The following is a 13,321-nucleotide window of genomic DNA, read 5'->3' as shown; positions in this document are numbered from 1 at the left end:
GGACGCCGTCGTCAGAACAGGCCGAATCCGGACGCCCGGTACAGGGCGAGTATCCCGATTCCGAGCGCGGTTCCGACCGGAATCAGCAGAATCACTTTTCGCGGCTGTTCGGTGAATCCGTAGACGCATAAGCCGAACGGGACGGACAGCAACACGTCCACCGTCCACTCCGAGAAGGGGGGCGAGAGCCCGGACCACGGGACCAAAACGAGGAGTCCAGCGCCGCCGAAGAAGGCGATAATTCGGTTCCACCGCCACGATGCGAACTGCACGCCACAACCGACAGTCGCAACTGAAGTGACAGTTTCGGTGCGGAGCCCGGTCGCGGCGTCACCGACTCCGTACTCGCAGGCCCGCCGAGTCGACTCGGCTCAGACCACGCGGTTCCGCAGGTCGTCGTCGCCGGCGTCCAGTTTGTCGAGGTTCTCGGCGATGATGTCGGCCATGCGCTCCCAGTACTTCGGGGTGTGGCCGGCGTTGTGGGGCGTGACGAGGACGTTCTCGAAGTCCCAAAGCGGGTGGTCCGCGGGGAGCGGTTCGGGGTCGGTCACGTCGAGTGCCGCCCCGCGGATGCCGTTGCTCCGGAGTTGGGAGACGAGCGCGTCGGTGTCGACGACCGGGCCGCGGCCGACGTTGACGAGGACGGTTTCGGGGGCCATCGACGCGAACGCGTCGGCGTCGACGAGGCCGCGGGTGGCGTCGGTCAGCGGGCACGCGATGACGACGTAGTCGGCGCGGGCGAAGGCGTCGTGGAGGCCCTGTTCGTCGTCGAAGCCGACGACCTCGTCGGTCGGGCCGCCCTTCTCCGGCGAGTAGCGCACGCCGACGGTCTCGACGCCGAACGGGTCGAGTCGGTCCACGATGGATTCGCCGAGCGCACCGAGGCCGACGACGGCGACCGTCGAGTCCTGCAGTTCGACCGTCTGGTACGACTGCCAGACGTTCGCCTCCTGCTGTCGCTCCGCGACGTGGAAGCGGCGGGCGAAGTAGAGGAGGCTCCCGAGGACCTGCTCGGCGATGTTCGGGCCGTGGACGCCGGAGGCGTTGGTGACCGCCACGTCGCGGGCCTCGAACGCCTCGATGGGGAGGTGGCCCGTGCCGGCGAACACGCAGGCGAACAGGTCGAGGTTCTCGGCGGCTTCGAGGTCGTCTTCGCTCACGTCGAAGCCGGTCGCGACTTGGACGCGAGAGAGCAGGTCGCGCTCCTCTTCGGGCGTCGTCGCGAGGGCGACCTCGCGGTCGGGGAGGCGCTCGCGGAGCGTTTCGGCGTACGCCTCGGCAGACAGGCCGTGTATCTTCTGCCGAAGCACCGCGATGTCTGGGTCGGACATGCTCGATGATTCTCGAAGGCGGTGATGAATCTGTCCGATTCGAACGCGGCGGGCCGCTCACTCGATGGGGTCGCGCCGCCGCGGGCGACGTTTCGAAATCGTGCGAGTGACGGCGACTGCATCGACCGTCGAGTCGACGACGAACCGAGAGCCGTCTTCGCCGAGTTTCCACGCAACGGGCGCATAGCCCTGTGGGGCGGGGCCGCCGTCGACGAACACGAGGTCGCCCGTCTCGTCGCGGAACACGACGGGCTCTCTCGGCTCGTCCGGCTCGTCTGCGGTCATTGACTCGGAGCTACCGCGGTCTCCGCTATAAACCCCCGTCTCCGGTTATCAACTGCTGTATTCAGTTGGTTTTTCCGGAGAAGATCGACCGCAGTAACCGAAATCTGACGATATATAGATTATCGAATCACGGAATTAGGCGAGACACCCCGCGTCGGGTCGGCCGCGAGACTGTCGGCTCCGGGGAGTCACGTCGCTCGTGGAACTGTCGGCTCCGAGGAGGGTTCCGAGCGGTGGCGCGCCGGTGTCGCGGTCGCGCCACGCCGCTGAAAAACGCCCCGAGCGGCGTTCGGACGCGCGGTCTCGAAACCGTCGGACGCCGCGGCGCTTCAGGGGGTTTAATAGCCGAGCGAAGTGCTGTAGCGGTATGGAACGCGTAGATGTCGCCATCATCGGCGGCGGTCCGGCCGGCACGTCGGCGGCACACGCCGCGGCCTCGGCCGGGGCCTCCGCTCTGGTCCTCGAAAAGGGCGTCCCCCGAGCAGACCGACCGGGCCTCGGCCCCGATTCGACGGACGCGGCCGGTATCCTCGACTACTGGGTGGACATCATGGGCATCCACCCCGACGAGTTCCCCGACGACGTCGTGCTCGACATCCTCGACCGCGCGGAGTTCATCGGGCCGAACGAGTCGCTGACGCTCCGCAGTACCGGCATCGACTCCTCGTACGACGAGTTCGGCTACACCTTCCACCGCGCGAAGTTCGACGACTGGCTCCGCGGTCGCGCCGAAGACGCCGGCGCGGAGTACCGCGTGAAGGCCTCGGTCCGCGACGTGGAGACCGACCTCGACGCGACCGGCGACGACCCTCGTCACGTCGTCCGCCTCGCCAACGGCGAGGACGTGGGCGCCGACTTCGTCGTCCTCGCCGACGGCCCCCAGCGGACGGTCACGAACAAGGTGCTCGACGACCTGCTTTCGTTCCCCATCACGGACCGCCTGTCGTCCACCGAGGCGAACCACATCGCCTATCAGGAACACCGCGAGTTCCCGCCGGAACTGTTCGACGAGGTCGACGGCGCGATTAAGTTCTGGTGGGGCTACATGCCCGGCCACACGGCGTACCCGTGGATTTTCCCGAACGACAACAACGTCTGCCGGGTCGGCCTCACGATGCCCATCGGCCTCGACATCGACGAGGTCGACGACCGCGATGCGTACACGCTCCTCCGCGAGGACGACGAGCGCATCCCGCAGGGCCGCGAGTACGTCCGCCGCCTCCTCGAACAGGAGTACGGCGACGAGTACGACATCGACGAGGACTTCCCGCTCGTCGAGGACCGCGGAAAGACGAAGGGGACAGAGACGTACGCCATCTCCTCGACGCGACCCATCGACTCGCCCGCGTCGGCCGGCATCGCCGTCACCGGCGGCGCGATGGGCGCGACCTCCGCCTTCCACGAGGGTGGCGACCACGTCGCCGTCCGGACGGGAGCCATCGCCGGCGAACTCGCCGCCGAGGGCGACCTGAGCGACTACAACGAGCGCTGGAAGGACGCCATCGGCGACGAGATTCTCCGCAACGTCGCCATGGCCGAAATCGTCCACGACTACGGCCCCGCCCAGTGGGACAAGACGTTCAAGGCGGCCCGGAAGCTCCTCGAAAAGGACGAGGGCTACAAGGCGTTCGGCGCCTCGAAGCTCAGCGCGGGGTTCAGCGCCGCCAAACTCGCCACGCAGTACCAGCGGACGAAAATGAAGTACCGCAAGGGCAAGTACGTCCAACTGCGCGAAGACGAGTACGCGCTGTAGCCGACGGAAGACTTATCGGTTTCTCCGAATCTCTGTCAGTCGATGGCCGGTCGCCCCTCTCGCCGCCAACTGCTCCGCCGCGGAGCCGCCGCCGTCGGCGTCGGGCTGACCGGCGGGCTCGCGGGCTGTTCGTCGCTTCGAGGCTGTTCGTCGGCCGAAATCATGCTCCGGGGGGAACTGGTCGGGTCGGCCCCCGACGGGGCGACCGTCGTCGACGTCGCCGACCCGCGGGTCGCGAACAGCCCGTGGGTGCTGAAGGTGGTCGAGGCGGCCGCCGAGGGTCACCCCCGCGAGTCGAGCATCTCGGACTGTCTGAGCGACTACGACGCCCTCCGCGAGGACCTCGACGCGCTCCCGTCGGTCGACAAGTCGGAAGACCGCCGCTACTACGTCCGCGTCGACGGGCAGGTCGTCCGGCTTCGGGCCGTCTTCTTCGCCGGCGACGACGCCCGCCGGTCGGAACTCGTTTCACCCCCGGCGCGCTAGAGGCGAGTGCGTACCTCAAGTCCCCGGCCGAGTGTTCCCGCTTCGGGAGCGATGACAGCACGGCGAACCCGGGTGCGCAATACCTACTGGCCGGCTGACGCCGGCGTACTTCGGAACGTCCGCGCCCGAAAGACGGACCGCCCGGCACGAGGGTTTCCCGGTCGACGCGGCACGCCGCCTCGGGATGAGACCGGCCGTTAGTGTTCTGGGCGACATCCTACCTCAGCGGAGATACGTCTCCAGTTTGGCTACGACCTGTTCGACGAACGCATCCGTCACGCGGCCTTGCCAGGCGACGAAATCCTCACTTCGTGGAGAGTGTACAGCCCATGGGGAGACGTACGATGCCCGAGGGCACCGCCAGTCTCCCAGACGTCGGCTGAGAGCGCAAGCGAGTCGTCGTACGCTTTCGTCGAGATGGCGACTGCGATGTACTGTTCGCCGTCGAAGGGGTGCGTCTCGTTGTTGACGATTAGCCACGGACGCTGTCTACCAGTCCCGAGTTTGAACGGGTCCGAACTCCGTGCGACGTCGCCGCGCTCCGGTTGCATCTATGACTCGTCCTCACTCACGTCCCGTTCACTCGGATGCGGGGTATCCGGGGCCGTCGAGTCCCACTCGTCGGCGTCGATGCCGCCATCGTTCGCGTCCAATCGCTCACTTGCGACGTGGAGGTCGTATGCGTCAGCGAGGCGGCTTTCGTCGGGGGTGATTGCCCAGTACTCTCCCCGGTGCCGAACCAGATTACGTGCCTTCAGCCGCGAGAGGGCGGTTCCGACTGCGTTTGGGTTCTCGTCGATGGCACTGGCAATCTCAGACCGGGTGAACGCCTGGTCGCGGTGCGCGTACAGATACGTAACCACCTGCTCGGGGACCGATGGTCCCTGTGGGAGGTTTCCCGACTCGAAGTCGTCGATACTCACAGGCATGTTCTGAAATTAGTGTGCTGATGTAATTTGTGTACTGTTGTACCAGTGACGTGTAGTCTACTTCGCGTCCGGACGGGCCACGTCGGTCTCCCGTTCGTCATCGGAGTCCGTGGGGCCGAAGAAGAGCACGGCAGTGGAGAACGCGACTCCGACGAGGAGTGCCGCCTGACCGACGGCGAGCAGTACCCAGTCCATCGGTTGGAGGAACTGTACAACGGGCGCGTACTCGGTGACGTACGGGGCCGCGAACGACCGGACCTGCGGCGGGAGGTCAAAGACGTAGACCTCCGTCCCGGCGATACAGAGGAGGAGTCCGAACAGGGGGAGGCGTTGGATGTCGGGGGCCGCGTACCGGAGGTCCCACAGTAGCGTGCCGAGGGTCGATATCGCGAGAAACACCGTCCACGTGAGCGCGACCGTTTCGAACGCCGGGGCATCGGTGACCACCCCGCCCAGTAAGGCGACCGCGGCGCTACCGAACGCGACGAGCGTGAGGATACCGAAGTACGCCCACCGTCGGAGCCGGCTCACGACGAAGCGACGGACGACTGAGGTACCGTCGCCACCGCCCCCACCGGAGACCGCGTCGACGACGCGCCCCAGGATAACTCCGAGCTTCCGGAGGAACTGGACGAAGACGGCCCCCTGAAGCACGCGGCCGATAACGAACACGAGCGCGGCGTAGAGCCAGACGATTTCGCCTCGAGCCAAGAACCCCACGCCCGCCACGAACCCACCTGTGACGAGAAGCGTCGCCAGGAGTAATCGCTGTCCGTATCCCGGTCTCCACCGGCGGCGCGCGAGTTCGACGTCGTACGCGTACCACCAGATGAGAGCGACGATACCCGCCCCGAGTATCACCGGTCCCGCGATGCGGGGATAGATGTCGAAGAAGTAGCCGATCTGTGCCGGCGCGGTCTCCATCAGGGGGACGGTTCGGAGCCCGCTCATGACCTGATATCGCTCTTCATCAGCCGGTCGACGGTACTGACCGCGATTCCGATGGGGAGCGCGAGGGCGAAGACGAACGCGACCGCGCTCACCGCTTCACGGACGACCGGAACCTCGATTATGAGTACCGCTCCGGCCACGCCGAGAGCAACGAAGAGAACGGCCGTCTCAACTGCCGAGGTCTGCTGACTGGAGGTCAGCCACAGCACAGCGCCGAGACAGCCGACAAAGAACACCACGTCGCCCACGATGACGACGTTGAGCCAGTTGTCGGCCAGCCCCACGACGACCTCCGTCGAGGAGGCCGCGACGAGACGATGGAACGCTGACTGCACGGTTCACCCTCGCCGAGACCAGAACCCGAAGTGCTCGACAACTCTCCAGAGGACGAACAGGCCAGCCACCACGGCGACCGCGGTGACGAGTCCAATCCGGCAGTTCTGTCCACACAGTGGTCTCGGGGCGACGGAGATGCTCACCGTGTCTTCGTCGGTGAACCCCTCGGGGCCGACGACCTGCAGTCGGACGACGTGCGTCCCCGGTTCCCCGAACGAGCGTCTGGTCGTCGCGCCCGTCGCTTCGAACGAGCCGTCGCCGTCGAAATCCCAGTGATACTCGGCGATAGAGCCGTCTTCGTGGGTCGAACTCCGCCCGTCGAAGAACAGCTCATCGCCGACAGTCGCGCTGGTCCGGCTGACCTCGGCGTCGGCTCGCGGCAGGCTCCGCACGGTGATGGCGCCCTCGTGGGTCGCCGTCGCCCCCTTGTCGTCGGTCACCGACAGCGAGATGGGGAACCTGCCGGTGCGGTTGAAACGGGTCGTCACCGTCCGACCGGTCATCTCAGGCTCGCCATCGCCGTCGAGGTCCCAGCTGTAGCGCTCGATAGAGCCGTCGTCGGTCGACGAGGAGGCGTCCAGCGTGACCGTCATCCCGACCGCGACCTTCGCCGGGGACTGGTCGTACCGCGGCGTGGGCGTCGGGTTCGGTTCGATGCGAATCTCTCGCCGCGCCGAGTCCGTCTCACCGAGGTCGTCGACCACCTGAAGCGTGACGGTGACCGTCCCGGGCGTCTCGAACGCGTGGGTGACCGATTCACCCTCCGCATCTATCTCGCCGTCGGAGTTCAGGTCCCACCGATAGGCGTCGATGCGGCCGTCGTCGGTCGTCGCGCTCGCGTCGAACCGTATGGGGTCGAGTTCCGTCGCCCGCGTTTCGTTCGGTTCGAACTCGGCGGTCGGCGGTTCGTTCGCAACGACGACGATTTCTCGGCTCCTCGTCGTCGTGGCACCGAACGCGTCCGTCGCGGTGACTGAGACGGTGTACGTACCCGGCGTGTCGTAGCTGAAATACACCGCTTCACCTGTTCGGTCGACGCCCCCGTCACCGTCGAGGTCCCACTCTATCGACCGGACACCGTCGGGGTCCTCGACGGTTTCGAGAGCGATTCGAACACGCTGGCGCTCGCGTGTCGGAGAGAGAGGCGGCATCGTCACGGTCGGGTTCTCGTTTTCCCGTACCTCGACTTGCTGAGAGAGGGTCGCGCTCGCCCCGCGGTCATCAACGACTCTGAGATGAACCGTGTGTCGACCGGGGGAGTCAAACGAGTGTCGGACCACCGGCCCCGAAGACTCGAAGTCCGAGTCGTCATTCAGGTCCCAGTGGTATTCGACGATACGACCGACACGGTCCGATGACGCGGACCCGTTGAACGTAATCGACTGTGTGGCCTTCGGGCTTTGTGGACTGATAGAGAACTCCGGCGACGGCTTGGTGTTGGGTTCTCTGACGTCGATTTGGACGGTCTGTGTCCCGCCGCCAGCCGAGTAGTCGAGTTCCCACGTTATCGTGTGGACGCCGCTCGCATTCGATGGAACCCTAAACTCCATCCACGGGTCGACCGACTCACCGGCCTCCAAGCCGGACCAGTCCCAGTGTACTTTCTGGAACCACGCGCCCGGTCCGGTCCACGAGCCACCGTCGTCGAACCGGTCGGACATCTCCCATCCATCCGGGAACCCCCCGTTCGACTCGGGAAACAGGAGGTAAAACGTCGTGGACTCGGCCGAGTCTCCGACGTTTCTCACGCTGAAGCTGATTCGAACCGTGTCCCCTGCTTCGACGACGCCCTGCGAAACCCTCGCAGAGGCTTCCAACCGCGGACCCGTCGCCTCGTTTTGAGACGAGACAGTCCCCACCGCAAGAAACAGTATCAGAGCGAGCACCCCCAGTTTGTACATCGTCCTCCCCCCAACCATGAGTCTTGTTAACTATGCTCTCTGCCCTATTCAACCTCTTGGTTGTAAGACACCAACTAACGACATAAACGGCTTTACGAGCGCTGAGGCTGATTATTTTGTTAAATTCAACATAGGAATTTAGTTCGGCTATGACTCATTGCCTCGGTGGAGAAGGCTTCGATGCGCCTGCTGAATAGTTCGCCCCGCGAGCGCGACGAAACCGAAGGCGCGCCCACGCAACCGCTATCGGCCCTCACGTGCCGGGACGCCGCTCGCCGAGAGCCGCGAGTACCGCCCGACGGTACCGTGCGGCCAGCGCCGTCACCACGAGTCTGTCGCGGTCGTTGACGCCGAGTGCGACGAGCGCGACGACGTACGTCACCGCGCCCAGTATCGCGCCGGTGACGGCGACGACGCCGCCGGGGCCGGCCCCGGCCAGCGTCTCGCGGACGAGGAGCATGACGCCGGCGGCGACGACGCCCGCGCCGAGGGGCTTGAGAAACGTCGCGTCGAAGGGCCACAGCCCCTCGAAGCGGCGAAGGAGCACGACCTGCACCGAGTTCTGGACGGCGATGGCGACGGCCGTGCCGAGCGCCGCGCCGGCGAGGCCGAACGCCCGGACGAACGCGAACGTGAGGAGCGTGTTCAGGACGGCCAAGAGCCAGTCGAGCGCCATCCGGGCGTACTGGTGGTCGGTCATCATGAGGAGCCACCCCGTCGCGCCGACGGCGCTCCCGACTAAGACGCCGCCGAGGTAGACGACGAGCGGGACGTAGCCCGCCGTGAAGTTCGGGCCGAACGCGGCGAGAACCGCCCGCCCGTACACCGCGAGCACGGCGAGAATCGGAACGACGCAGGTGACGATGAGCCGCGTCACCGCCGTGTACACCGCGTTGAGCGTCTCCATCTCGTCGTCGGCGTAGAGCCCCGACGCGACCGGCGGGAGGAGCATGTTAAACGAGAGGAGCGGAATCCACGCCAGCGACACCAACACGAGCACCACGTTGTAGACGCCCGCCGCCTTCGCGGTCAGGAGGAACCCCACGAGCATCACGTCGATGCGGTTCTGAAACACCTTGCCGAGACTGCTCAGCGCGATGGGGGCCGAGTGGTTGTAGAACCGCCGGGCCTCGGAGCGCAGGCCGCCGACGGACGGGCGGATGCCGCTCGCCGAGACGACCATCGGGACGCCCAGCACCACGAGTCCGGCCATGCCGACGACGAAGGCGGCGGCGACGCCGACCAGCGAGTACCCGAGCGCCATCGCGGCCACGGCACCGACCAGTTTGACCGCCGGGCGGAGGACGCGGTTGAAAAGCACCTCGCCGCGGGCCGACTGCACCGCCCTGAGGACGCCGGCGTGAATCCGCACCAGTCCGACGAGGACGACCAGCGCCGCGAACAGGCGTATCGTCGGCGGGAAGTCGGGATGTGACACCGTCGCGTCGTTGAGCCACCCGCTCGTGAGCACCAGCCCGGCGGCGAGTCCGAGGCCGACGACGAGCGTCGTCAGATACGCCAGCCCCACCACCCGCCCCTGCCGAGCGGGGTCGTCGTCGTACGCGGAGAGATACCGCTGGAGCGTCCCGACCGACCCGAAGTTGACGAGGCGGAACAGCAGTTGGGCGATTCGCCACGCGAACGCGTAGACGCCGTAGACGACCGGACCGAACCCCTGTGCGAGGACGTACTCGGTCGCCGTCGTCAGGGCGCGCTGGAGCGACTGTCCGCCCGAGCCGACGACCGCGCCGTGGCCGATGGTCAACAGCGCCTCGCGTTCGTCGTCGGGGATGTCAGTATCGGCGTCAACATCGGTGGCGGCGTCGGGGGCGGGGACAGCGTCAGCGTCGGGGACGGCGTCAGCATCGGAGTCGGGGGCGGCGTCGGCACTCCGGTCGTCGAGAACGTCGGTGTCGGATGTGTCGGAGGGCACTGTCGCGTCTCTGTCGCTTGTCGAGGTCGAAAATAAGTCGCCTGATTCGCCCGCGGGTCACCGCCGCGCGCGGTGCCGCAATCAGTCCCGACGCGAGGCGAGCGCGAGCCACCCACCGCCGGCGACGATGCCGAGGATGCCGACCAGTCCGAGGGGGCCGGAGGCCCCGAACAGCGTCGCCGCGAGGCGGTACGAGCCGGCGGCTCGAAGGGCGACGCCGGCGGCCGCGACGGCGAACGCCGAGAGCCAGAGCGCGCCGCCCAGCCGGGCCAGCCGACTGCGCCACAGGCGCTTTGCGAGACTCGTGAGCGGCCGTCGGGGGAGGCCGTCGTCGGGGTCGGTCGCGGAGGCGAAGGCGGAGTCGTCTCCGCGGTCGTCGTCGGACGGGGCCTCGCGGGGCGAGAGGAACGCGGTCCCGACACCGACGACGAAGCCGACGAGTCCGACGGCGAGGGAGTGCGGAGCCGCGGCCCCGTTGAGCGCGGCGGCTATCGCCACGAGGCCGACGAGTTTCGAGCCGGCGTCGACGAGGCGGAACGCGCGGGGCGAGAGTGGAACGTTCATAGTCGAAGTCGGGTTCGGTGGGTTGCGGGCTGTGCGGTCAGCAGGCGGTTCCGGTTCGGCTCTTGCGGCGCTTGCGGCGTTTGAGGAGCCAGTAGACGACGGCGAAGTCGAAAAGCGGCATCCCCACGGTCAGCGCGACGAGCCACGGGTAGAGGACGGCGTCGGAGACGCCCAACACGGCGGCGACGGTGGCCCGCATCCCGTCGATAGAGAGGACGATGATGAGCATGACGGCCGCGACGCCGAGGGCCGTCTGGAGCGGTCGGTCGAGCGGGTCGGCGGTGAAGTGGACCGGGTGTTCGGGGTTGTCGAGGAGCGGCCAAACCATCATCACGCCGATGATGAGCGAGGGGACGACGACGCCGCCGGCGAACCGGCCCCACTCGCCGAGCCACGAGGGCATCATCTTCAGCGAGCCGAACACCCACATGAAGAACCAGTCCGGGCCGACGTGCGAGGGCGTCGACGTGGGCGTCGCCGGGCCGATGGCGGCGATGCGCTGGACCGGGAAGAAGCCGGCGAGGAAGGCGACGGTCGCGGCCGTCAGGAGGAAGACGATAGTCGAGACGAGGAACTGCTGGGGGAAAAGCGGCATTCCGACGACGAGGCTGTCGTCATCGTCGTCGGGGCGGCCCTCGCCGCGGGAACTCGGCGCGTGTTCGGTGTGTTTCTGCCGCATCAACACGGCCATGTGGAGGGCGATAGCGCCGACCAGCGCGGCCGGGATGAGAAAGACGTGGAGGAAGAACATCCGCGGGATGACCTGGTCGGCCCCCGCCGGGAACGCCCCGCCGAAGACGAGCGACTGCAGGAACGACCCGACGACCGGAATCGTGCCGGTCATCTGGAAGCCGATTGTCGTCGCGGTCTTGCTGAAGTTGTCGTAGGGGAGCGCGTAGCCGAAAAAGCCCTCCACGAGGGCGAAAAGAAGGAGCGTGCTCCCGATGAACCAGTTCGGCTCGTGGGGGTTGCGGTACGCGCCCGTGAAGAAGACGCGGAACATGTGCAGGGCGATGGCGGCGATGAAGAGGTACGCCGCCCAGTGGTGCATCATGCGCGCGAACATCCCGAAGGTGGTGTCGTAGGTGATGTGCAGGACGCTCGCGAACGCCGCGGGCACCTCCGTGTCGGCGTACTGGAGCGCGTTGCCCTCGTAGGTGACGGCGTTGACCGCCGGGTTGTACAGGAGGCCGAGGAACGTCCCCGTCAGGCCGAGGATGACGAAGGTGAAAAGCGCGATTTCGCCGAGGAGGAACGAGCCGTACTTGTCCTCCGGGAACGCCTTGCCGAGGAGCGTGTGGTCCAGTTCGAGCCGCTGGTCCAGCCAGTCGAACAGGGCGTTTCTCGGGTACGCCTCGTGGGTTCGAACCGTCAGGTCGGTCCCCGGCAGGTCGGCGTCCGCCTCGCCGCCGTCCGGCCGAACGTCCGGTCGGTCGTCGCCGGAGCCGTCGTCCGGTGCTGTTCCCGTCATCTCACTCCTCCGTCCCGATCGGTCCCTCGAACGGTCCCGTCGCGAGGAGGAGCGTCCCGTCCTCGTCGTCGGCGATGCCGAGGGGAAGTTGCGGGAGCGCCCGCGAGGCCGGGCCGCCGGTCACGGACGCGCCCTTCGTGGGGTCGTAGAGACTTCCGTGACAGGGACACCGGAGCTCGGAGCCCTGTTCGCCCGCGACGAGACAGCCCTCGTGGGTGCAGACCTTCGAGTAGGCCACGTAGCCCTTGGCCGTCCCCTCGATGTTCGTGGGCGCTTCGTACTCGTCTTCGGGGAAGCGAAGCAGGAGCGTGGTCGCGCGCTTGGTGACGAGCGCGCCGCCGCCTTCCTTCTCCGGGAAGACGTCCATCTTGTCGAACTCGTCGGTCGAGAGCGCGTCGGCGGCGGTCAGGGGGTTGCCGTCCCTGTCGACGAGGCGCGTGCCCTCGACGTAGAGCGTCTCGCTTCCGGTGTCGAGACTGCCGGGGAGGCCGGCGGCGTAGTCGACGCCGAAGCTTCCGATGGCGGCCGCGCCGCCGATGCCGGCGAGGAGCTTCGCCATGTTTCGCCGCGTCAGTTCGTCGTCGCTCTGCGGGATGTCCGGAGCGTCTGTGTCGGTGTCGGCCTCAGTGTCGGTGTCGGTGGTCCGTTTGCTCATATCTGTGCGAATGGTCAGTGGTCTCTGGTCTCTGCGACGGTGATGCTCGGGACGAAGTACGCCGTGTACGCGAGGACGGTCAGCGCGAGCGAGAGGAACAGCATCCCGGCGTAGGTGCCGAGGAACTGCGTCCGCGCCGGGCCGAGCCCCTCCAGCGCGAGGAGGGCGGCGAACGACACGTCCACCCACGAGAGGAGCGCCACGACGAGCAGTCCGGTCCGCGACGACACGGCCGGGACGTAGTCGAGGATGCGCCGGGACTCCGTTTCCATGTACGGCGGGACGGAGACGGTCGCGCGGCCGCCGTCGGCGACGACGGAGTCGCCGAGGTGGCTGATGCGGTCGAGGAACCGCTTCGTCCCGACCATCACGCCGACCATCCCGAGGAGCGCGACCCACGCGACGACGCCGGCCTGATTGACGCCGACTTCGACCGGGCCGGGGAGGTAGCCGCTCGCGGGCTGGAGGTCGGACGAGGTGTTGACGGCGACCGGCTCTGCGCCGGTGCCGACGCCGATACCGCCGCCCTCGGTCCCGCTCGTCAGCGCGACGTACCACATCGGGAGTAGCACGACCGCGATGAGGAGCAGGATGACTGCGGTTTCACGCCGCATCGGTTCTCACCGCCGAACGTCGGGTCGGATTCACCACGAATTTCATGAATGTACCAATAGGTTTACCTAATCGTTACTGCCGGATTGACGCTCCCACGACTGTGGGTCGACC

General features: G+C 67.1%; 14 protein-coding genes and 1 pseudogene. 2 read left to right on the top strand and 13 right to left on the bottom strand.

All coding sequences use genetic code 11. From position 1 onward, the window contains the following. Nucleotides 1-11: 11 nt before the first annotated feature. From C438_RS11155 to C438_RS11145, 3 genes are all read right to left on the bottom strand, one after another. The gene (locus C438_RS11155; protein ID WP_004969494.1) at nt 12-272 is read right to left on the bottom strand and encodes a hypothetical protein; all 261 of its coding nucleotides are present in this window, start codon (nt 270-272) and stop codon (nt 12-14) included. 99 nt (nt 273-371) lie between these two features. Continuing rightward, the gene (locus C438_RS11150; protein ID WP_004969493.1) at nt 372-1,331 is read right to left on the bottom strand and encodes a D-2-hydroxyacid dehydrogenase; all 960 of its coding nucleotides are present in this window, start codon (nt 1,329-1,331) and stop codon (nt 372-374) included. A 57-nt stretch (nt 1,332-1,388) separates the two neighbouring features. Beyond that, nucleotides 1,389-1,616, bottom strand: a complete 228-nt coding sequence (locus C438_RS11145) for a hypothetical protein (RefSeq protein WP_004969492.1) — start codon at nt 1,614-1,616, stop codon at nt 1,389-1,391. A gap of 367 nt (nt 1,617-1,983) precedes the next feature. On the opposite strand from C438_RS11145, the gene C438_RS11140 reads away from it, so the two are divergent. Together C438_RS11140 and C438_RS11135 are read left to right on the top strand one after the other, a co-directional pair. Further along, nucleotides 1,984-3,369: an NAD(P)/FAD-dependent oxidoreductase gene (locus tag C438_RS11140; RefSeq protein ID WP_004969491.1), complete on the top strand. Its 1,386-nt coding sequence runs from the start codon at nt 1,984-1,986 to the stop codon at nt 3,367-3,369. Between the two features lie 42 nt (nt 3,370-3,411). Continuing rightward, nucleotides 3,412-3,855: a hypothetical protein gene (locus tag C438_RS11135; protein WP_004969490.1), complete on the top strand. Its 444-nt coding sequence runs from the start codon at nt 3,412-3,414 to the stop codon at nt 3,853-3,855. Between the two features lie 222 nt (nt 3,856-4,077). Here C438_RS11135 and C438_RS11130 read toward each other — a convergent pair. The 10 genes and pseudogenes from C438_RS11130 to C438_RS11085 all read right to left on the bottom strand — a co-directional run bounded on the left by C438_RS11130 (nt 4,078) and on the right by C438_RS11085 (nt 13,209). Then, nucleotides 4,078-4,406: pseudogene (locus tag C438_RS11130) on the bottom strand (hypothetical protein). After that, a complete protein-coding gene (locus C438_RS11125) occupies nt 4,407-4,784 on the bottom strand; it encodes a hypothetical protein (RefSeq protein ID WP_004969488.1) in 378 nt (125 codons plus the stop codon). Nucleotides 4,785-4,841: 57 nt separating this feature from the next. Further along, nucleotides 4,842-5,735: a hypothetical protein gene (locus tag C438_RS11120; protein WP_239640673.1), complete on the bottom strand. Its 894-nt coding sequence runs from the start codon at nt 5,733-5,735 to the stop codon at nt 4,842-4,844. Next, nucleotides 5,732-6,070, bottom strand: coding sequence for a hypothetical protein (locus tag C438_RS11115; RefSeq protein ID WP_049917974.1), 339 nt, complete (start codon nt 6,068-6,070; stop codon nt 5,732-5,734). The genes C438_RS11120 and C438_RS11115 overlap by 4 nt, the downstream gene beginning before the upstream one ends. Nucleotides 6,071-6,073: 3 nt before the next feature. Continuing rightward, entirely contained in the window at nt 6,074-7,819 is a 1,746-nt protein-coding gene (locus C438_RS11110) for a PKD domain-containing protein (RefSeq protein ID WP_004969484.1), read from the bottom strand. Nucleotides 7,820-8,225: 406 nt separating this feature from the next. Further along, entirely contained in the window at nt 8,226-9,905 is a 1,680-nt protein-coding gene (locus tag C438_RS11105; RefSeq protein ID WP_004969483.1) for a lipopolysaccharide biosynthesis protein, read from the bottom strand. Nucleotides 9,906-9,986: 81 nt separating this feature from the next. Beyond that, the gene (locus C438_RS11100; protein WP_004969482.1) at nt 9,987-10,469 is read right to left on the bottom strand and encodes a hypothetical protein; all 483 of its coding nucleotides are present in this window, start codon (nt 10,467-10,469) and stop codon (nt 9,987-9,989) included. A gap of 37 nt (nt 10,470-10,506) precedes the next feature. Further along, nucleotides 10,507-11,940: a cytochrome b gene (locus tag C438_RS11095; protein WP_004969481.1), complete on the bottom strand. Its 1,434-nt coding sequence runs from the start codon at nt 11,938-11,940 to the stop codon at nt 10,507-10,509. A 1-nt stretch (nt 11,941) separates the two neighbouring features. Further along, nucleotides 11,942-12,595 (bottom strand): QcrA and Rieske domain-containing protein, encoded by a 654-nt coding sequence (locus C438_RS11090; protein ID WP_004969480.1) that lies wholly within the window; start codon nt 12,593-12,595, stop codon nt 11,942-11,944. A gap of 14 nt (nt 12,596-12,609) precedes the next feature. Further along, nucleotides 12,610-13,209 carry a hypothetical protein gene (locus tag C438_RS11085; RefSeq protein ID WP_004969479.1) on the bottom strand — a complete coding sequence of 200 codons (600 nt, stop codon included), beginning with the start codon at nt 13,207-13,209 and terminating at the stop codon, nt 12,610-12,612. Nucleotides 13,210-13,321 lie beyond the last annotated feature (112 nt).

Origin of the sequence: Haloferax denitrificans ATCC 35960 (assembly GCF_000337795.1) — an archaeon.
In the GTDB taxonomy this organism is placed as follows: domain Archaea; phylum Halobacteriota; class Halobacteria; order Halobacteriales; family Haloferacaceae; genus Haloferax; species Haloferax denitrificans.
The sequence above is the reverse complement of the archived record's forward strand: the minus strand, read 5'-3'. Positions and strand labels throughout refer to the sequence as shown.